The 19,695-nt window shown below is 40.5% G+C and carries 17 protein-coding genes, 1 tRNA gene and 4 pseudogenes; 9 read left to right on the forward strand and 13 right to left on the reverse strand.

Features of this window, described 5'->3' with window-relative positions; translation table 11 throughout:
• Positions 1-330: 330 nt before the first annotated feature.
• Both V7K41_RS28800 and glmM read right to left on the reverse strand, forming a co-directional pair.
• Positions 331-1,107, reverse strand: a complete 777-nt coding sequence (locus tag V7K41_RS28800) for a glycosyltransferase family A protein (protein WP_334853795.1) — start codon at positions 1,105-1,107, stop codon at positions 331-333.
• A 497-nt stretch (positions 1,108-1,604) separates the two neighbouring features.
• Positions 1,605-3,077, reverse strand: coding sequence for a phosphoglucosamine mutase (gene glmM, locus V7K41_RS28805; RefSeq protein WP_334853796.1), 1,473 nt, complete (start codon positions 3,075-3,077; stop codon positions 1,605-1,607).
• Positions 3,078-3,646: 569 nt separating this feature from the next.
• Between glmM and V7K41_RS28810 the strand changes: the two genes are divergently transcribed.
• Positions 3,647-4,363, forward strand: coding sequence for a biliverdin-producing heme oxygenase (locus V7K41_RS28810; RefSeq protein ID WP_334853797.1), 717 nt, complete (start codon positions 3,647-3,649; stop codon positions 4,361-4,363).
• A 309-nt stretch (positions 4,364-4,672) separates the two neighbouring features.
• On the opposite strand, the gene V7K41_RS28815 is transcribed toward V7K41_RS28810, so the two are convergent.
• Complete coding sequence (locus V7K41_RS28815; protein WP_334853799.1) at positions 4,673-5,956, reverse strand: ABC transporter substrate-binding protein; 1,284 nt, start codon at positions 5,954-5,956, stop codon at positions 4,673-4,675.
• 23 nt (positions 5,957-5,979) lie between these two features.
• Entirely contained in the window at positions 5,980-6,891 is a 912-nt protein-coding gene (locus V7K41_RS28820) for an LLM class flavin-dependent oxidoreductase (protein WP_334853826.1), read from the reverse strand.
• A gap of 792 nt (positions 6,892-7,683) precedes the next feature.
• On the opposite strand from V7K41_RS28820, the gene V7K41_RS28825 reads away from it, so the two are divergent.
• Together V7K41_RS28825 and V7K41_RS28830 are read left to right on the forward strand one after the other, a co-directional pair.
• Positions 7,684-7,917 (forward strand): acyl-CoA dehydrogenase family protein, encoded by a 234-nt coding sequence (locus tag V7K41_RS28825; protein WP_334853801.1) that lies wholly within the window; start codon positions 7,684-7,686, stop codon positions 7,915-7,917.
• Between the two features lie 68 nt (positions 7,918-7,985).
• A complete protein-coding gene (locus V7K41_RS28830) occupies positions 7,986-8,132 on the forward strand; it encodes a hypothetical protein (RefSeq protein ID WP_334853803.1) in 147 nt (48 codons plus the stop codon).
• Positions 8,133-8,244: 112 nt separating this feature from the next.
• On the opposite strand, the pseudogene V7K41_RS28835 reads toward V7K41_RS28830, so the two are convergent.
• A pseudogene (locus V7K41_RS28835) lies at positions 8,245-8,757 on the reverse strand (iron uptake porin); the annotation flags it as partial.
• Between the two features lie 656 nt (positions 8,758-9,413).
• Here V7K41_RS28835 and V7K41_RS28840 point away from each other — a divergent pair.
• The 3 genes and pseudogenes from V7K41_RS28840 to V7K41_RS28850 form a co-directional block, all read left to right on the forward strand.
• Positions 9,414-9,734, forward strand: a pseudogene (locus tag V7K41_RS28840) (acyl-CoA dehydrogenase family protein); the annotation flags it as partial.
• 207 nt (positions 9,735-9,941) lie between these two features.
• Positions 9,942-10,166, forward strand: a pseudogene (locus V7K41_RS28845) (GTP-binding protein); the annotation flags it as partial.
• A gap of 226 nt (positions 10,167-10,392) precedes the next feature.
• Positions 10,393-10,866, forward strand: coding sequence for an ABA4-like family protein (locus tag V7K41_RS28850; protein ID WP_334853806.1), 474 nt, complete (start codon positions 10,393-10,395; stop codon positions 10,864-10,866).
• Between the two features lie 488 nt (positions 10,867-11,354).
• Here V7K41_RS28850 and V7K41_RS28855 read toward each other — a convergent pair whose 3' ends face one another.
• From V7K41_RS28855 to V7K41_RS28865, 3 genes are all read right to left on the reverse strand, one after another.
• The gene (locus V7K41_RS28855) at positions 11,355-11,570 is read right to left on the reverse strand and encodes an acetyltransferase (RefSeq protein ID WP_334853808.1); all 216 of its coding nucleotides are present in this window, start codon (positions 11,568-11,570) and stop codon (positions 11,355-11,357) included.
• Between the two features lie 280 nt (positions 11,571-11,850).
• Complete coding sequence (locus tag V7K41_RS28860; protein ID WP_334853809.1) at positions 11,851-12,159, reverse strand: DUF3181 family protein; 309 nt, start codon at positions 12,157-12,159, stop codon at positions 11,851-11,853.
• Positions 12,160-12,278: 119 nt separating this feature from the next.
• Positions 12,279-12,536, reverse strand: coding sequence for a hypothetical protein (locus tag V7K41_RS28865; RefSeq protein WP_334853811.1), 258 nt, complete (start codon positions 12,534-12,536; stop codon positions 12,279-12,281).
• A 124-nt stretch (positions 12,537-12,660) separates the two neighbouring features.
• Between V7K41_RS28865 and V7K41_RS28870 the strand changes: the two are divergent.
• Positions 12,661-12,792: pseudogene (locus V7K41_RS28870) on the forward strand (Uma2 family endonuclease); the annotation flags it as partial.
• A 14-nt stretch (positions 12,793-12,806) separates the two neighbouring features.
• Here the strand turns inward: V7K41_RS28870 and moaC are convergent.
• Complete coding sequence (moaC, locus tag V7K41_RS28875) at positions 12,807-13,316, reverse strand: cyclic pyranopterin monophosphate synthase MoaC (RefSeq protein ID WP_334853812.1); 510 nt, start codon at positions 13,314-13,316, stop codon at positions 12,807-12,809.
• Between the two features lie 34 nt (positions 13,317-13,350).
• On the opposite strand from moaC, the gene V7K41_RS28880 reads away from it, so the two are divergent.
• Positions 13,351-13,424 (forward strand) — tRNA-Arg (locus tag V7K41_RS28880).
• 39 nt (positions 13,425-13,463) lie between these two features.
• Here the strand turns inward: V7K41_RS28880 and V7K41_RS28885 are convergent.
• The 3 genes from V7K41_RS28885 to V7K41_RS28895 all read right to left on the reverse strand — a co-directional run bounded on the left by V7K41_RS28885 (position 13,464) and on the right by V7K41_RS28895 (position 16,568).
• Positions 13,464-14,717 (reverse strand): MFS transporter, encoded by a 1,254-nt coding sequence (locus V7K41_RS28885; RefSeq protein ID WP_334853814.1) that lies wholly within the window; start codon positions 14,715-14,717, stop codon positions 13,464-13,466.
• Between the two features lie 118 nt (positions 14,718-14,835).
• On the reverse strand, positions 14,836-15,849 hold the full coding sequence (locus tag V7K41_RS28890) for a glycosyltransferase family 2 protein (RefSeq protein ID WP_334853816.1): 1,014 nt from the start codon (positions 15,847-15,849) through the stop codon (positions 14,836-14,838).
• Positions 15,850-15,863: 14 nt separating this feature from the next.
• A complete protein-coding gene (locus V7K41_RS28895; protein WP_334853817.1) occupies positions 15,864-16,568 on the reverse strand; it encodes a C40 family peptidase in 705 nt (234 codons plus the stop codon).
• A gap of 9 nt (positions 16,569-16,577) precedes the next feature.
• On the opposite strand from V7K41_RS28895, the gene V7K41_RS28900 reads away from it, so the two are divergent.
• Positions 16,578-17,510: a serine hydrolase gene (locus tag V7K41_RS28900; RefSeq protein WP_334853819.1), complete on the forward strand. Its 933-nt coding sequence runs from the start codon at positions 16,578-16,580 to the stop codon at positions 17,508-17,510.
• Positions 17,511-17,718: 208 nt separating this feature from the next.
• Here the strand turns inward: V7K41_RS28900 and V7K41_RS28905 are convergent, their stop codons facing one another.
• Positions 17,719-19,359, reverse strand: a complete 1,641-nt coding sequence (locus tag V7K41_RS28905; RefSeq protein WP_334853821.1) for a metallophosphoesterase family protein — start codon at positions 19,357-19,359, stop codon at positions 17,719-17,721.
• Positions 19,360-19,695 lie beyond the last annotated feature (336 nt).

The raw sequence follows: 19,695 nt of genomic DNA on the forward strand, positions 1-19,695 counted from the left end.
TGTGAGGCTGCGCCAAATTTTAACTTCTTTCTTTGTGTCCTTCTCTAACGAGACGCTACGCGAATGCGTCCTTCTCCCAAGGGGAGACGCTAACGCGAATGCGGTTCGTTTTTCTTTCTTGTACTTATGGTTTAGCGCATCTTCATACAGAATCGGTATTACGCTTCGCTAACACACCCTACAAGACTACTTATACCAACTCTGTATGAAGATGCGCCTTATGAACCCCCCTGTAGTCCCCCCAAGGCATCGGGGGGACGGCGTTAGCCGGGGGGTAAAAATATATTGCAGCTTCCTAAAGAAACAGTATTAGATTTTTTCAAAAACAATTTACGATTCCGATAGTTGATAAATCTCTTTGGATTGCTGTAAATTGTATAATCCAAATTCATCTCTAAGTGATTGATTTAATAATTTCCGATTAAAAAAGCTAAATCTTAATCTTTTTGAATTTTCAAAAAGATTTTCTCCTGTTCCCAAAATATAAACCGCACCTTTAAATGGTAATGATTTAATAGATTTTCCTTTGTTCTTTAAAATATCTCTGACTTTAGCGTGGTCTATATAATATCTATAGTATCCGTAGCCACGATTATATTCTGCGGTTTCTGGCAAATCATTCAAATCATATCGAAGAATATTACAAGTACCGCACATTTTATAAAAATTGCTTCTCTTGATATATATGTAATTACTGCCTTCCTGATATTTATAACCTTTATTTATAAACCATCCATTAGAATCAGGGTGTTGTTGAATAAATTTGGCTAAGTTTTGACTAACACAATCATCAGCATCAACTGTCATAGTGTGAGTGGGAGAAAATTGACGAGCATAAATCAATCCTTTTAAGATTTTACGCCCTTTATCTGTGTCTCCTTTGGCTTCAGGGGTAGGCTCGTTTGGATGGGAAAAATCAACTGTAATGTATGTAATATGAGGATGAGTGAATTCTATTCTGGGCTTTTCGTGACAAACAACAATAACATGAAAGTTAGGTGAGGTTTGATTGCAAACTGATTTAATGCATCTTTCAAATAATTGTGTAACACGCTCCCAGGAATTGGAAACTTGTGCACTTTTGAGTGGGATAACAAAAATAAGCACTGTATTTTATCAGAACAAACAGCTAGGAATCTTGAAGCAAATAATAACACGTTAAGACTTACGCTAAGATTAAATGTCATATCATGTCTGCATAATTAGTTGTGATTCCCTCACAGAACTTAGGCAAAAATCGCCAAAAAGCTTAATTTATCGAACTGCCATCTCTATGAGAGGCGTCTTGTTCCCAGTCAGAGACTGGAAATGCCTATTGGAGGCTCCGCCTCCAATAGAGATTGAGCCTTAGTACTGTTCGGTTAAGGCAAGAGACGCGATGAATCGCCGTCTCTACAATAATCAGTCGTTTCGTCTTGACGGCGATTTATCGCATCTTTAGCAGTCTAGAAATTTCATCAAAAAACCTTAACCGAACTCTATTGGGTTATTCGGGTTTAATAAGTAATCAAAATGTCACAGCTTCTACACATAACTAAGGGTGGTTAATTGGTAGAAGCTGTGATTAAACTTGGCGTTTTTTTTCAGATGAGATATTAGCTAATTTAGTCCATCAGATGCTGCTGGACTTGCGAAACTAGTTCATTTGTCCAGTAGTTGGCGAGTTCGGCATTGGCGGCTTCCACCATTACTCTGATGACTGGTTCTGTGCCAGAGGCGCGAACTAAAATTCTGCCAGAATCGCCCATTGCAGCTTCAGCAAGAGCGATCGCTTGTTGTACAGGTTGGCAATCTTGCCATCCCAAACGGCGATCGCGATCGACGACTCGCACGTTCCGCAACAATTGCGGATAGGTCTGGAAGCTTTGATCTACTAATTCTGCTAGGGAAACACCCGCCTCTTTCACCAAAGCTGCTATGTGTAATGCTGTTAACAAGCCATCTCCAGTCACGGCATAATGACGGCAAAGAATATGACCTGATTGTTCGCCACCTAGCATTCCCCCAGTCCGCAACATTTCGGCTTGCACGTATTGGTCGCCAACTGCGGTACGAATTAAATTACCACCAATTTGCTGCCAAGCTTTCTCAAAGCCTAAGTTGGCCATGACTGTAGATACAATCAGGTTGTCTGGTAATTGTTGGTTTTGTTGTAAGTGTCGTCCCCACAGGTAGAGAATGTAATCGCCGTTAACTTGCCTGCCTGTATTGTCTACTGCTAAGACGCGATCGGCATCGCCATCGAAGCCAAAGCCGATATCGGCGTTGTGTTCTTGTACCGTTGCTGCAAGAATGTCTAGGTGCGTGGAACCGCAGTTAACATTAATGCGATCGCCATCTGCTTCGTTATGCAAACAGATTACCTCTGCTCCCATTTGTGTAAATACTAATGGTGCTAACCCAACTGCTGCTCCCCACGCCAGGTCTAAAACAATCTTCATTCCCTGAAGATTTAGGGCACTGTTCAAGGGTTTTTTCAACGCCGAGCTATAATGCCCCACTAACTCGAAACGTGAGTAATGCCGTCCGTAATTACTGACTCTAGTAATAGGTGATATCTTGCCACGCAGTCCGGCTTCTATTTCTGCCTGCAATATTTGCGGTAACTTCCCACCATCAGCACCAAAAATCTTAATCCCATTATCTTCTGGGGGATTGTGGCTGGCAGAAATCATCACTCCGCCGATGGCATCAGTAACGCTGGTGAGATAGGCAACGCAAGGAGTGGGACATAATCCCAAATACCAAACCTCTAACCCCGCTGCTGTTAAACCTGCACTCAAAGCCATTGCCAGCATATCGCTGGAGTTTCTAGAGTCCTGTCCGAGAATGACTGGCCCTACTTGAGTAGCATGATTACGTAAAACAATCCCCGTCCAAAAACCAACTTGCAATGCTAGGGGCGCACTCAGTAATTCTCCGACTCGTCCGCGAATCCCATCTGTGCCAAATAAGGGATTTGCTGGTAGTGGGATTAAATTCAGCCCAAAACTGCTCTCAATCCCTTTGCCCAATCCCTCAACTTCGGAAGTAGAACCCCCAGAAATGCCCGATGTCCGAGTTATAGATGAAACCATATTTTTAAACACTCCACACAATAACATTGAAAAATAGCACTTAAGACTTTATTCAGCAATTTCGACATGCTTTTTCTCTTTAGAAAATCATTCTAGATCAAGCTATCTTTACGTAATAATACTGAATTTATCTTTCTTTGAGTGTAAATCTTTGATAAAATTAGTATTGGTTTTTACGTTATTAGTAAAGTCTCCACATCTTAGCCAATTATTCCTTTTATGCCCTCAACTTTAGTTTTGATTTTTATCTGTATTAGTTGGCACTTTGCAATCATACGAACCAAAAAGTATGTAATAAATATTACTCTAGTTTTATCACAAAAATTTTTCAGCAAAGCTGAGAATGAAAGCAAGATTTAGCTAAAAACAACAAAAAATCGAAATACTGAAACGTAAAGTTCTGTTTTCTTAGCCTTGTTGCTGTGTAAAAAACTACAAATTCATCGCAGCTTAAAAAATTTTAATATAAATTCTCATCAAATAGTTTTAAGGTAACGTTTTAATGGCTTTTTTAGCCGTTAGTGAATCAAAACTCCGGCAGTTAACTTTTTAAAGTTGAGAAATTTAGCATGAGCAGCAATTTAGCAACCAAATTACGTGTAGGCACTAAGAAAGCCCACACAATGGCAGAAAATGTAGGTTTTGTCAAGTGCTTTTTAAAAGGAGTAGTAGAAAAAAACTCTTACCGGAAACTAGTTGCTAACTTCTACTTCGTCTACTCAGCGATGGAAGAGGAAATGGAAAAGCACCGCCAGCACCCAATAGTTTCTAAAATTAACTTTCCTCAGTTAAATCGCAAGCATAGCCTAGAACAAGACCTGAGTTATTACTTTGGTGCAAACTGGAAAGAGCAAATCAAACTATCTCCGGCGGGTGAAGCTTATGTACAGCGCATCCGAGAAATATCTGCTACAGAACCAGAATTGTTAATCGCCCATTCATATACTCGTTACTTAGGTGACTTATCCGGGGGACAAATTCTTAAAAATATTGCTGTAACAGCGATGAATTTGTCTGATGGACAAGGAACAGCCTTTTATGAGTTTCCAGAAATTACTGATGAGAAGGCATTCAAAGCCAAATATCGGCAAATTTTGGATGAATTACCCCTTGACGAGGCGGCAACCGATCGCATCGTTGATGAAGCTAATGCCGCCTTTGGCACGAACATGAAGCTGTTCCAGGAATTGGAAGGTAATTTGATCAAGGCGATCGGTGTAATGCTGTATAATAGCCTCACACGGCGTCGTACACGCGGTAGTACTGAACTCGTCACTGCTGAGTAATCGTGTTGAGATTGCGGAGTATGGTGTGTGGAGTCATAAGTTCAGATAGCCTGATGAAGAATAATTCATAGGTGTTTCTGGCGAAAGAGCGATCGAAGCTCAAAATATTTAGGGGCAATAGCCTTGTGACTGCTTTTGATTCGTGAAAGTAAGCATGGGGAGATTGCCCCTCAATTATGATTGAAGGAGTTAATACCAATTTAAAAAAAGAATGTGACAGATACAAACCTAGAAATATAAATAAAATTTAGTTTTCTGAATTTTTAATTTTTAATTTTTAATTGGTATAACTACCTCCGACCTGAATCATTACAGAACTTTTATGTGTCGGCTAAACTGTTCCTCAACAAAATAGCTACTAGAAAATTCACTTGCAAAAGAAACTTGATGAAAGTGATAATCTAGATTCAGCAAATTATAGACAAGTCTTAAAAAATAATCATCTATCCAGAAATCTACATCAAATAGTGAAATACCATATTTTCCTTCTAACCTGCGATTTAAAGTTTTCAGCAACCAAGACCATTGAGGTTTGAGAGTCGGATCGATGCGGTTTCCAAATACAGGATTAAAAAACTGATTTACTTGAGTTGTTCTCACATCAATCACTTTAGTTAATAAATCTGCTGCCTTGATTGGAGATAAATTAAACCAATAGTTAGCAACCACTAAATCATGTAAATAAGCAACTACAATTTTAGGGTTTTCTTTAATGAACTGCGAGCGACAAACAATTCCTCTGATTGATGGAATTCTTAAACTAATTGTTTGAGATAGAGGCAGCTTTCTGACAAAAGCATAAGCTTTTAAAATCGAGGCAAAAGTCTGACAACATACGTAAGCATCTATAGTTTTATTTGCCAAACTCTTACTTGCTTTACGAGGATCTTCATTCACTAATCTGCAATCTTTACTGACATCCATATCATAGAGGTCAAAAAGAGTAATGATGAACCTATGGGCATTTGAACCAAATAAAGTAGAAATTCGTTTACCTTTTAGATCCTGTATAGTCTTTATAGAAGAATCTTTATGCAGAACAATATTTATATCTTGACCCAAAAGATTATACGAAGCAATCCCAATTAATTTAGAACCAAAACTTAAATTATCAAAGAATTGGCTACCATTATTCAATAGAGAAATATCATCTAAAATACAAATATCTAGTTCTCCCCGTTTCATCTGTCGGTTCATTTGCTCCCCAGAAGCAAAGGGCATAATTTGTAACTCGAAATCTCGATTAATTTCAATATTTTTGAAAATAGCCTGTTCAAGTGATGATGTTCTCTGTAAATCCGAAATATGCTTAGTTCCATATCCAGCAATAAACTGTCCTATGGAATCTCTCTGAATACCTATTCTAAGAACATTTTCTTCTTTGGGAGAACAGCTACCCAAAAATAGATTTATGTTGGGCAAACTTTCTAAGTTATCCGAATCTAGTCTAAAACTTCTCACCAAACTCTCTGCGGATATTAACAATTCACTGAAACGAGAAACATGAAGATAAATTCCATATTCATTGACATCTACTGCTTTTAAGATTTTGAGGTGATTTAGGGTAATGTCTTCGAGTTTAATCTTATTCATGCTAGGTAAGGCAAGATTTTTAATTACAAGGTAATTAAGCTACTCTGCTGTCTATATTCGGAAATAACTAGTTTGTGGAAGCGAATAGTGTCTTCCAACATAGATTCAAATTTCAGTACTATTAAGTCAACGCCAACGGCTTCGTATTCTTTCAGGCGGTTAATAACGGTATAGCGATCGCCAACCAGTTGAGCAGATAAACCGAGATTGGCTTCAATGGTTTGACTGATATCTAGTTTGTTGTGGGGAACTACGTTAGGATCGATTTGCTCTTGAAAGTACTCGATTTGCTGCCAATCGGCAGAACGATAAATTGCTTCTAATCTAGCTTCGGCTTGGGCTGTATGTTCGCCAACGATCGCAAAGGCACTCATTGCTACTTTAATCTGACGACCGTAGCGATCGCTAGCCAATCGTTTCACTTTCTGCACCAATGCTGCCGTTTTTTCTGGTTCATCAGCATTGATAAATAAATAATCTCCCAGACGAGCCGCTAGATCAATCGCCCGATCTGATTCACCAGCAATGAAAATGGGTGGTGTTGGTGTAGGCTGATCTGCGAGAATACCACCCTTAATAGTGTAGTATTTGCCAACATAATTAAACCCTTCGACTGTCCACAGCCCCTTGATTACATCAATGTACTCTGCTAATCGTGCGTAGCGATCACTGTGAGGTAGCCAGATATCTCCATAGCTTTCTACTTCTAATTTCCACCAACCTGCAATATTACTGAGAGCAAATCTGCCGTTACTAAGTTGATTTTGAATGTTTGCACTCAGCTTGGCAACTACCGCAGGCAGTTTAAAACCAGGTTGTACAGCCGCAACAATCTTGATATTCTTGGTGTTCAAACTTGCTAAAGCTGCTGTAATCCAAGCGTCAGCGACATTATAGTTAGGCTCGTGAACTGCATTTAAGTAATGTTCGGGAATGTATTAGAAGAAAAAGCCCCCCTTTTTTAGGGGAGCCAGTGCGTTGGGCGGCTCTGCCGACTTGTTCGCGCAGCGTCTCCCCTTGGGAGAAGCAACTGGCGTGGGTTGGGGGGATCTTCGAGGAATAAACACGTTAACCGAACCGTATTGGCAGATACCAGATGAGAAGCATTTATTTTAGGACTTACGCACAAGTTACGGAATAACGAACCGCAGAGGCACAGAGAAGCCAGTGCGTTGGGCGGGTTCCCCGACTTGTAGCAACTGGCGCGGCACGAAGAAATCAGAGTTTGAGAGATATTTTGCGTAAGTCCTATATTTATCACGATCTGGAATAGTATCGATACTCTGTCGAGTCCTGATTCCTAATTGTTCTGACTGAATCAGGATAATAGCCAGCAGGTATAAAAAATAATTAAATACCCAGGAAAATTGGGCAGTATTCCAAAATGGAATATGGAAATGGAATTTAAGTATATCGAGTCACGACATCAGAAAAATTGTTGTGATAAAGTCTGATTCATTAAAAAACTACGGTAGCACAGTCGAGTTATAGTATATTGTTGCCATCAGAGATTTGTCTACTTGTAAACTCAAAGTAGTTTGCAACCACTCTCAAGCTTTCGATTTTGACTAAAATTTTGCTCTATCAAGTTTTAGCTGATTTGTTAATGATGACAAATTAGATTTTGTTGCTTGACTTGCAAACTTAGACAAATAACCAAGCAATTTCAATTACAAACGCACAATTATGGTAGATATTAAGTTCGCCTACTGGATTCCCAACGTGGATTGTGGGGAATTACAGTCCCAAAAGAGTATGGCGGTGCTTTTGTATCAAATGCCACTCTAGCAGAAGTAATTAAAATCATCTCCGAAGCTGATTCTAGCCTCGGTCAAATTCCCCAAAACCACCTCTACATGGTGGAAGCAGTGCGGTTAGATGGTACAAATGAGCAGAAGAAGTTCTTCTTTGATTTGGTTCTACAAGGTAAGCGCTTTGGTAACGCCTTCTTATTGCTGTAATTGCTGTCATTAGCTATATTTTTGAACTCATCTTTGGTCAAGTTATTCAGCTGAATGTGGGAACAAAGTTGACTTACATTACGATATGCTTCGTCTGGTGGTGGCATTTAGGTTTTTCCCTCAACGGCTATCCAGGTTCTCGCTTTTCCTCTACCCGATTTGGACGAGGAACAGTGAATTTAGTAGTGCTTTTAGCGCTAGTTTACATAACTTGAGAAATTTGGAAAATCATCTCTGCAAAAGCAATTCTCACTGATACACCTGTTGGCTTGTGGGGACAAACAGCAATTATTGCCGCCGCCGCCAGTTTGTTCTTCTTTGACAATATCTTTGTAGGGTAGTTAAGTCTTGTTTGGTAACTAAGTCAGATGTAGCTGTTGCAATTAGCTCGTTGATCCGAGATAAACAAGCATTTAAGCCTGCTGCAAATTCATAACGAGTGATGGCGCGGTTTCCCCGATAAGTACTATTTGGATACCCTGCAATACATCCATAACGCTCAACTAAAGACTGGAGTGCAAGAAACGCCCAATCAGTTGGTTGTACATCTGAAAACTGAGATACAGATGTTACCTGAGACATACTATTTGTCTGTTGGACAATTGCATCAGTATTGATTGCAGGAATTTTAGGCGTTTGTGTTATGGTTGTTACCGAAGAATTGTTTCTAAAATTGGCTATGCTTGCAGTGGGCTGCGCGATCGCAATTGGTATATTTGTTTGAGTCTCAGTCTTAGCCACTAAATTCTTGTCTTCAGCATGGGCTGATGTACTGGTTAGCAAAGTAGCCCCCAAAACCATCGATTCTATGAATAAATTATTAAATGAACGATTGAACATTTCTACCACTCCTCATATTTTTTTTGTTTGAAAAATTTAGTGAAAGCCATCACGCATTTCAGTGACTTGTCAAGCTAAAAAATCATGACTAGCCCTGATAATGTTGAATTAATTTAACACTCGAAATTTTTAACTAAGATTGCTACACTTCGAGATATAACCAGATGTTTCAGTTAATTTATGCTACTTGTATCTGCATATTTCAGTGTAGAAAAAACTTGTTATCACATAAATAGATTTCTTGCACAAGCTAATCTATTTTCCAAGAGAATATCTATCTGTAAAATCACAATCTTTTTACAGAATAATCAGATTATATTGGCAATCAACCACAAACTCCTATATAAATATCAAGTTTAAGTAGTTTTTTGTCTTTAAATTAATAATATTGCATATATCTTCTCTAAAGACAAGTAGAGTAGAAAAAATATTTCAAATTATGAATCGGCTTTATTCTCGATAAAATATTTTTTATGTTGCATTAACAACTTAGATAATTTAGCAAAACTTATTTTATTTTAGCTTGCTTTGTTACTTAGTATATGTAATACTATGTTTATAGCAAAATAGGTTTATAAAATTATTTTAAATTAAAAAGTTTCAGAGAAAATTATAGTTACTTCTCACAATAAAGTTAGTAGGAGAAGTGGTAAGGTATGCAATTAATCGAAACGAAAGAGTCTCAAAAATATCTCGATCTAGCTAAGTCTTTAGCAGAGGAATTTGCCCAAACTGCTGTCGAGCGGGATGCTAAAGGGGGAACGCCAAAGCACGAACGCGATCGCTTGCGCCAAAGTAACTTACTGAAACTGATCGTACCCAAAGAATACGGTGGTTTAGGGCAAAGCTGGATTACCGTTCTGCAAATTAGCCGCGAGTTTGCTAAGGTTGATAGTTCCATTGCTCACGTCTTTTCTTACCACCATTTAGGCGTAGTAATTCCGCATATCTTTGGATCGGCAGAGCAAAAACAGCGATATTACTCAGAAACTATTCACAATAATTGGTTTTGGTGCAATGCCCTCAACCCTTTAGATAAAAGAGCTACTCTGACACCGGAAAATGATTATTTTCGTTTAAACGGAATTAAAAGCTTTTGCTCTGGCTCTCAAGACTCTGATATATTACCGATTATTGCCATTCATCAAAAAACTGGTGAATTGAATATTTTGGTAATTCCTACCCAACAGCAGTTGCAAACATTAGTACAACAAGAAATTTACCGAATTAAAGGCTTTGTCGCAGTGCCAAATAAATCTATGCGCTTAGTGATGCAAGGTGTGGGAACCCGATTTGATAAATTTTACGATCGCCCCTGGAAACCAGAATAAGCTAGGCAAACGCGCTTAGTTTTCATTGGACGTGATTTGAAGTCTTCAAAAACTGAATCACAGCTTGTAGCTTTATAAGTTAGGAGTTAAGAGTTAAGTAAAACTAATACATTGTGGCGGAAGTTTGCCTACCTTTAACAAGAAAATTTTGCCCTTGTCTATCGGTTATTACGCGGCTTAGAGCAACTTATAATGGTAAATTTATACTGCTATTATGTATTAGTAAATTCAAAAGAAAAAATAATACTAAATAACTAAAAGCTCCGATTTTTTACTCTAAACTCACCCTTCACTTTACAAAGATATGACGATTTCTCAACTATTTAACGTTGCCAACCTTTTCGTGTTGCCATTTTGGGCGTTGATGATTTTATTGCCCAACTGGAAAGTTACACGACAGATAATGTCATCTTATTTACCCTTTGTGCTACTAGCTGGGGCGTATTTGTATTTGTTTATCAACAGCATTACCCCAGAAAATGCTCAAGCTTTATCGAATCCTCAATTAGCTGATATTGCACGGTTTTTTGCAGATGAAACAGCTGCGGCAACAGGTTGGATTCATTTTTTAGTGATGGATTTATTCGTTGGTCGCTGGATTTATTGGGAAGGACAGAAAACAGGTGTTTGGACAATTCACTCTCTAGCTTTATCTTTGTTCGCTGGGCCTTTGGGATTACTGTCTCACATTTTAACTGCCTTGATTACTAAGAGATTTTTCCCAAACTTTCAGCAGAATGAAAAGGCGACATTAGCAGAACAAGAAGTAATCAACTAGCACATAGTAGGGGTCACAGATGTGCATTGGTGTCAACTTAAGCTGAAAGCTATATCGGGTATGTGTTTTACACATCACCTTACGCCCTCATGCCCTAACCTCTTCTCCCAAGGGAGAAGGGGATTAAATCTCAGGCTTCTCTCTCACGGATGCGAAAGGGGCTGGGGGTAAGGGCAAAACGTTTTCACCAAGCGGGTTTTACGTTAAGTTGACACCTATGACAGATGTGTGCCCCTACTATTGATAATTGCTAATATAGGAATCCGATTTGATTTATGAAAAAATCTATCTAAGTATGGTAGGGGAGCCAGCCGCGTGGGCGGGTTCCCGACTTGAGCGGACTGGCGTTGTGTTATCGCCGAGAGTACGGCACCAAAGCCTTCGCATGGTGCGTTAGCCAGAGGCATAACGCACCCTACGTATATTTCAAAAATCAAATATGAGTCCTATAGTTTACTTCCATTACCAATTATCTGATTTTAAAATCATTAATCGTTGCCGTGTCTATAGTTAGCATCTATCCAGCAGCGTGGTAGAACTTCACCTGAAGGAAAAACGAGATTTTGTTTTTTAAAAGTTTCAGGTTGCTGTTCTTCTTGACCTTCTTGGTCTTTTGCCTGAACAACATCAGTATTCGGGTCAATTAATTCCTGAATTTCAACAATTTTTACCAATTCGCCAGTATCTTTGACTTGTAAAAGCATAGAAATTGCCTCAATAAGTTTCCATGAAAGTTGGGAGTGATTCTCAAGATATACTCACTCACCTCTCAACCGATTTAGAAGGTCGAGATTCCTTAATTGTTAAAGGACATTTTTACCAGATATGAACACATAAACTACACAAAATCTATCTATGTGTCTCGGTGGTTTTTATCTTTATAAAATTGATATAACAAATTAATCCTCAATTCAGCATTTCAAATATAATTAGGGAATACTGACCGAGAAAATTGTTTAATTCAAATAATCTTGGTTGTAGAGATTAGATTTCGCGTTGATATTTTTCTAAAATATCAACTAATGTTACTTGGCATTGCAGTGGCAGTAAATCACTTAAAGGAAGTTCGCTTCTACCGCCGCCAATTTTTACTGTAATTGATTTCAAGACTTTTAAAACTCGATCTTCACTTACATTGTTGGAAGTAATTAAAGGATACAACTGTTCAGCAACAAGGGTATGCAGTTTGGCATTAGATAAATAAAGATGCCATTTGGCAATATCCATGTAGACATTTTCGCCAATTTCAGCTGCTAGGGCTTCCAGTAATTCTGTGGTGTTAGTCTTTGCCATAAAAATAACCCTACGTTAAGAAAGAGTGCGAAATCTCAGGCTTTTTTACATTATCGCTCAATTAATAGGCTAATTCTACTATCACAGGTTACAATCGCCCCAGCATCAGCAGTCCATCTTCAGATGGATTTAGGTGGAGTTTCGCTGTAATTAGCGATCGCACTAATATAAATGAGATGCACTAATACTATTCCTGTCCAACTTGCAGTCAACAACGGCAGCCAGTCCCAGGTAGTGCTTTTCAAGATGTGAAAAAACCATAAGCCAGAATTAATCATAGCAGCGATCGCTACATGCATGGCAAAATTCATCCGGTCATCAATCTTGCGGTAATCTGGGTCTTTGCGATCGGGTTTGCGAGGCCAACGAGGAGGCATAAATATTTGTTACAGATTTAAATACACCCTACTTATTCTAAGGTTTTTGGGGCAGTCGTTGCGATTAGACTTCTAGAAGCAGTAATAATTGAATTGGAAGTCAAGAGCCGCTGGGTTAAATACGATGACGATCTTTGAGCAAATAGACCCCGATCTCCTCTATCCAGATCGCGACGGCAAACCAATGGCAGACAATACAGAGCAATATCGTTGGATTGTCTTGATTAAAGAGAATTTAGAGATTCTATTTGCTAATAACGATCGTGCAGCTTATTGCTCTGGCGAGGAATAATCTCCTGATTTCCCGCCACTCTTACTTATTAAACGAATTGATTCAATTTGAATCGACTTTTCTAAAGCTTTTGCCATATCGTATAAAGTCAATCCAGCTACAGAAACGGCAGTTAAGGCTTCCATCTCTACACCGGTTTCAGCTTTGGTTTTGACTGTGGCTTGAATTTGATAACCCGGTAGTTGGGGATCGGGTATGATTTCGACTGCGATTTTTTGCAAAGGCAAGGGATGACACAGAGGAATTAAAGTGGCTGTTTGCTTGGCTGCCATAATCCCAGCCAATCTTGCAGTTGCCAACACATCCCCTTTTGGGACATTTCCGGCTTGAATGGCGGCGAAGGTGGCTGACAGCATCCGCACATTGGCTGCGGCTACTGCTTGGCGGACGGTGGGTGCTTTATCAGACACATCTACCATCTGTGCCTGTCCTTGGGGATCTAGATGGGTTAAGTTGGCAAAATTAGCTGGAAAATTATCTTGTGCCATTTGGTTAAAACATGTTAATATAGATTGTCGGTAAGGGCGTGTAGCTCAGTGGACTAGAGCACGTGGCTACGGACCACGGTGTCGGGGGTTCGAATCCCTCCTCGCCCGTTTTTAAAAAGTTAAGAGTTGAAAGTTAGGAGTGAGGAGTTAAATTTCATCACTCCTAACTTTTAATTTTTTCAATGCGTAGACATCTGGAGCTAGACCTAGTGCAAAGCGCAGGGAGTTGGATAGGTTTTTGCTCGACTGAGTGAGGAAAAGGACAAGTGCAACAGAAACGATCGCACCACCGTAGCCAAACATATCGTGGTAGCCTACCCGTTCGGCGATGATACCCAGAAGAGGAGCAGCGATCGCAATTCCCAGGTCAAGTCCAGCTATGCACATAGCAAAAATTTTCCCCCGTTCTTGCGGCAGCGAACGGTCTGCCATCATCGTAATCATCATCGAGAACAGTGTACCACCACCAGCACCTTCAGCGATCGCAGCCAGTAAGAAAACGATCGCGCTGTCAGCTTGCCACAGCAGTATTAACGCCAAAACGTAGCAAAAAATACCAAAGGTAATAAACAAACCACGCCCGAAGCGATCGCTTGCCTTACCAACAAATATCCTGATACTAAAACTAGAAATTGCCGCAGCTGTAAAAAACAGTCCGCCATTGAAGTCCACCTGAGTGGATTTGAGGAATAAGGACACAAAGGTATGTACAGCACCAAGGGACAAACCAACCAGCAACATAACTAAAGTTGGAACTCTCACCCGTGGACTGGCCAAAATTTGCCAAAATTTGCGATCCTCTGCCTCTGTCTGCTCCTGCGTTTGCACTGGCGGATTCGTAACTTGTACAATCCCCAACAGGGCGACAAAACCCAATTCGGCGGATAACAGAAATAATATCCCGTAACCACTTGTAGCTTCTAAATACCCACCCAAGGCAGGGCCAATTGCTAAACCAATAGGAGTTGCTAGGCTCATGTAACCAATGATTTCACCACGAGTCTCGGCGGGCGCTAAATCTACGATTAAGGTACTGTAGCCAGTGGTAAAAGCAGCAATACTAATGCCGTGAAAAATCCGCACCAGGATCAATAACCCAATTGATTTAGTTGCCAAGTAACCAAAAGGTGCGATCGCAGCTACTATCGTACCAATCAACAAGACAATTTTGCGACCACGTTCATCGGCTAACCGTCCCAGCATCGGGCGAGATAGCAATAACCCAATAGCAAAACTACCCATCACAATCCCAATTTCTTGCTTGCTTGCGCCCACATCATTGATGTAAAGCGGTAGGGTTGGTAAGAGCGAAGACAGGCTCGACCAGAATAATAAACCTGCTGTAAATAAAATCAGCAGGTTGCGCCGCAGTTGGGCGTCAAAGGTATTAAATGTTTTCAAGGTAGATGCAATTTAATTGGTTTTTTGTCATTTGTCCTTTGTCATTTGTCCTTTGTCATTTATTGCTCGTAACTAATGACTAATGACTAATAACTAATGACTAATGACTATTGTTACGCTACTTAACATTTTTTGCTACTACTTCTCGCACGCGATAGATAGGCCGTCCTTGGGATTCGTGGTATGTACGCATGAGCAATTCTGCTAAAAGTCCGAAGCAAAACAACTGCACTCCCGTTAGTAGCAGCAGAACTGCTAAAATCAGCAAAGGGCGATTGCCAATCATTTCACCTAAAGCTAATTTGACGAAAGTTAGGTAAATTCCGATCGCAGTGCCCGAAAACATTGAAATCAAGCCCAACAGCCCAAAAACGTGCATCGGACGGGTGAGGAATTTTTTCATAAACAGAATGGTTAACAAATCCATCAATACCCGGAATGTCCGCCAAATTCCATATTTACTACGACCAAAGCGGCGGGCGTGATGACGTACAGGTATTTCAGTAATTCTAGCTCCTTCGATGTACGCCAAAGCAGGTAAAAATCTGTGTAATTCCCCGTAGAGATTCATATCTGCTAACAGTTCTGAACGATAGGCTTTCAGCGAACAACCATAGTCATGAATATTCACGCTAGTGGTGCGGCGAATTAGCCAATTGGCAATTTTGGAAGGAAGTAACCGATTTACCGCCCCATCTTGGCGTTTTTGTCGCCAACCACTCACCAAATCGTAACCCTCATCCAGCTTTGCTAATAACATGGGAATATCAGCCGGATCGTTCTGGAGATCGGCATCTAAAGTAACGATCGCTTTACCGACTGCATAATAGAATCCAGCAGCCATCGCCGCAGTTTGTCCGTAGTTGCGACGCAAAATCACCGCCTTTAAATCAGTGCGGATTTGCGCCTCTTTCTTGAGAAAATCCCCAGAACCATCTGTAGAACCATCATCTACACAAATGATTTCATAATTTATCTGACTAGAGGATAAAGTAGAGGCGATCGCTTCTAGTAAAAGTGGCAAACTCTCCACCTCATCATGTATTGGTACTACCACCGAAACATCTGGAACAATTGCAGAAATCGCCCCATTTTCCCCAATCACCCCTTGATCAACCAACCCACTCCTCATAAGCCTCAGCGTCCTCAGCGTCTCTGTGGTTCGTAACTCTTAAAAACTCTACCAGCACCTCGCAGCTGCTGATAGTACGACTGACTAACTGCATCTCCCTGTTCCGAGAGAATATCAATTCCGATCCCATTTCGTCCCTGCTCTTTCCCAGAACTATGGATATAATAACCATCCGCCAAATAAAGCCCGACATGGGTGGCTTTTTGGCTAGTTCCAAAAAATACCAGATCCCCGGCTGCTAATTCTGCAATCGTAATTGGTTGAGTGAATCCTTCCTGTTGATAGGCATCTCTAGGTAGCCAAATACCCACCGAAGCAAACGCCGCCTGCATCAACCCAGAACAGTCATAATTTGGTCCAACCGTACCACCCCAAAGGTAATAATTTGATTGTTGCATCGCTTTTTGGGTAAAGGCGATAATTTCTGCTAGAAGTTTTTTAATCTCCGATTCAGAAAATGTTGCAGCTTGATAAGGTACAGTAGCAGATTGTAATGAATCAAATTCTGAAATGGATACCCATCCTGGATAGTCATCTTCACATAAATACACCTCAACCGCCGAATTTTGATGATTTGATGTTACCCACAAATGTCTCCCAGATGCAGCTTGAGTTGCTAAACGCGTACATTCAGGAGAATCATATAAATTCAGGTCAGCTAAACACTGATACTCCCCTGATTTTGGATTTTGGATTTTGGATTTTAGATTAAAGGACATTATCAGAGAATGATTTTTTTTAATAAAGACGAACAACTCGAAAATCTTGGGTTAGGCATTTTAGATGCAACTTGGGCAGCATTTGGAACCTTAGCACGTAACCAAATTGCCTTGACTTGGGTTGTTTACGATCCACCGGTGCGAGTAAATACTGGTGGAGCGCTTACTCCTAAAGCTTTTTGGGATCACCCAGTTCGTGGTTTCACTTATCGCGGTGTTGAGCGGATTTATCCTGCCAGTGTAGTCAAGCTATTTTACCTGGTGGCGGTAAACGAATGGCTAGAAAAAGGCATGAGTCAAACCTCCAAGGAGTTGGAGCGAGCTTTGCGGGATATGATTGTCGATTCTAGTAATGATGCTACCAGCTTGGTTGTCGATATTTTGAGTGGCACTACATCAGGCCCAGAATTACCAATCGGCCCCTTTGAAACCTGGAAATATCAGCGTAATATTGTTAATCGCTATTACCAATCTTTGAGTTGGGAAGAATTGGAGACAATTAACGTTTGTCAAAAAACTTGGGGTGATGGCCCTTATGGACGGGAACGGGCGTTTGTGGGAGAGTTGCTAGAAAATCGTAATATGTTGACCACAAATGCGATCGCTAGATTAGTGCATAGTATTGTAGGTGGGGTGGCGGTTTCAAGTGCGCGATCGCAAGCCATGATGGCTTTACTGAAACGTCCTCTCAACGATTTGTCCACTAACACCGAGGAAAATCAGGTGACAGGTTTTTTAGGTGGTGGATTGCCTGAAAATGCTCAAATTTGGTCAAAAGCCGGTTGGACAAGTCAAGTTCGCCATGATGCCGCGTATATTGAGTTACCAGAACAACGCCCTTACCTTTTAGTGGTATTTACTGAAGGTAAAGCCCAGGCTAAGAATCAGGATATTTTGCCCTTTATTTCTAAACTAGTTGCCGATGCGATCGCTAGTCTATAATCTACTCCGATCGGATCGCAAGAATACCTATTTCTTCCTTAGAGGTAAGAGAAAGGGTTATAGGGTCGCCCTCATCCCCTAACCCCTTCTCCCAAATTGGGAGAAGAGGAACTGGAGAATTTGCTCCCCTCTCCCAAAATTGGGAGAGGGGCTGGGGGTGAGGGCAAAACTTATACAGTCTGACACTAATGACAGATGTGCTACTTTACTATTTCAACTTAAATTCGTCAAACTTCAATACTTCCGAATCAGGCTTGCGAGTATCAAAACGATAACTACTTATCGTACCTGCCCCCGTATCAAAGATACTGAAAACTGTAATATCATTACTCGCAATATAAGGCATCGGCTTTCCATTTTCACCCAGCGAGGGAGAAATTGTTGGCACTATCGGTTCTAAACCATTGGGATCGCCAAGCTTAACATAATCCTCTTGATATCCAATTGGTACTTCTCGCTTTCTGTCACCCCAAGCAGCACCGTAAGTATTACCCACATTAGATGTTTCTAGAAAGTGCATTCCACTGGAACTAACAAAGCGATTCCACAAATGGGAATGTCCATAGAATACCAATTGGACATTAGCTGCTTCAAGTATTGGCACAACATCGTGAATAATATAATCTGCGTCTTTGGGGTACTCATAACGCACTGCTTTGATATTGCCACTATCCCGTTCAATTATTTGAACTGGTTCTGTATAAGCAGGAACTATATTATCACCCAGAGTGTGGGGCGGATGATGAAACATCACAACTTTGTATTTTGCTTGTTGAAACTTAGGGCTGTTAAGTTCTGCCTCTAGCCAATTGTACTGCTTGCTGCCTTTAGCAATTGGCTCATAAATAACTTGTCCATAGCCCCAATTTTCAGGATTATTTAAATCCTTTTCTGCTTCTAGATATCTACCCTTATGCTTTCTGGTTAAACTGGGAGTCCGCCACATACTCGTAATGTACAGTACCACCAAACGCACATCACCAAAACTGACTGCATAATACCTTTTTCCACCCTCTTGACTTTTTGGTAAAGAGAAAATTTCTTCATAGGTATTAGTATTAAAAGAATTATCGATTAAAGATTTATCTGGGTAGATTTTTTGAGCAACGACACGGGGAATTGTATCATCAAATTCATCATTTAAACTTCCCATCCTGGCAAAACGCCCCATCACCTCATGATTGCCAATGCAAGTAAACATGGGTGCGTGTTGAATTATTTGTCCACCAGTGTAGGTTGTCTTAACACCATTGTGCGTCATTTCATATTTAGCACGACCTTGTAAACCGGGAAACAACGCACCACCAATATTATCATCAAACCATTCTGAGGCGCGATCGCTAACATTGACCAAATCACCGGCAAACCACACGCCATCAACTCGTCCAACTGTTTCTACCACCTTTTGCAGATTTGCTGCTGTCATCGGCTTTAATTGATGATCTGAGGTAAGTAGAATTTTCAGTGCTGTATCTAATTTGGGAGTAGCTGTGAGGGTAAAAACATCACTGTCGACACTCTCGCCGTCTTCTTGCACACTTGTGACACGATAGTTTACCCGCACATCAGGAGTTAAGCCAGTTACCTCAGCCTCATGTCGCCAAATATCTCGCTGGATGGGTTTTTGATAAACTTGTCCGTCTTTGGTTTGGTTTGCAACTCTTGAGTGTTGGTCTTCACGTGTGCGACTAAGCTTAGTAGTACTTGCCTTAGCAGTTTGTTTGAGATTTTCGCCGTAGGTTACTGTGTGATTAACACCAGCAAATTCAGTAAACCAAACTACTCGTACTGAAGTTTCAGTTGGCAATTGCAAAAATGGGTCGGTGAGCAGTTGGGGTACTGATGTCATAATTGTTTGCCCAAATGAACGCGCACCTACCAGAGTAAAGCATATAACAAGCACAAGTATATATTTCACTGTGATTTTAGGCACTTTTAGATCCCCCCTAACCCCCCTTAAAAAGGTGGGAACCGGAATCAAAGTCCCCCTTTATAAGGGGGATTTAGGGGGATCTAGAACTTTTTATACCGACAATACGACTTTTCAAACATCCTCTTAGGTCATTTGTTATTTCAGCGTACGCATTTGCTATTTCGGCGTACCCATTTGTTATTTCGGCGTACCCATTTGTTATTTCGGCGTACCCATTTGTTATTTCGGCGTACCCATTTGTTATTTCGGCGT

The organism is Nostoc sp., from assembly GCF_036917415.1.
Lineage (GTDB): Bacteria > Cyanobacteriota > Cyanobacteriia > Cyanobacteriales > Nostocaceae > Nostoc.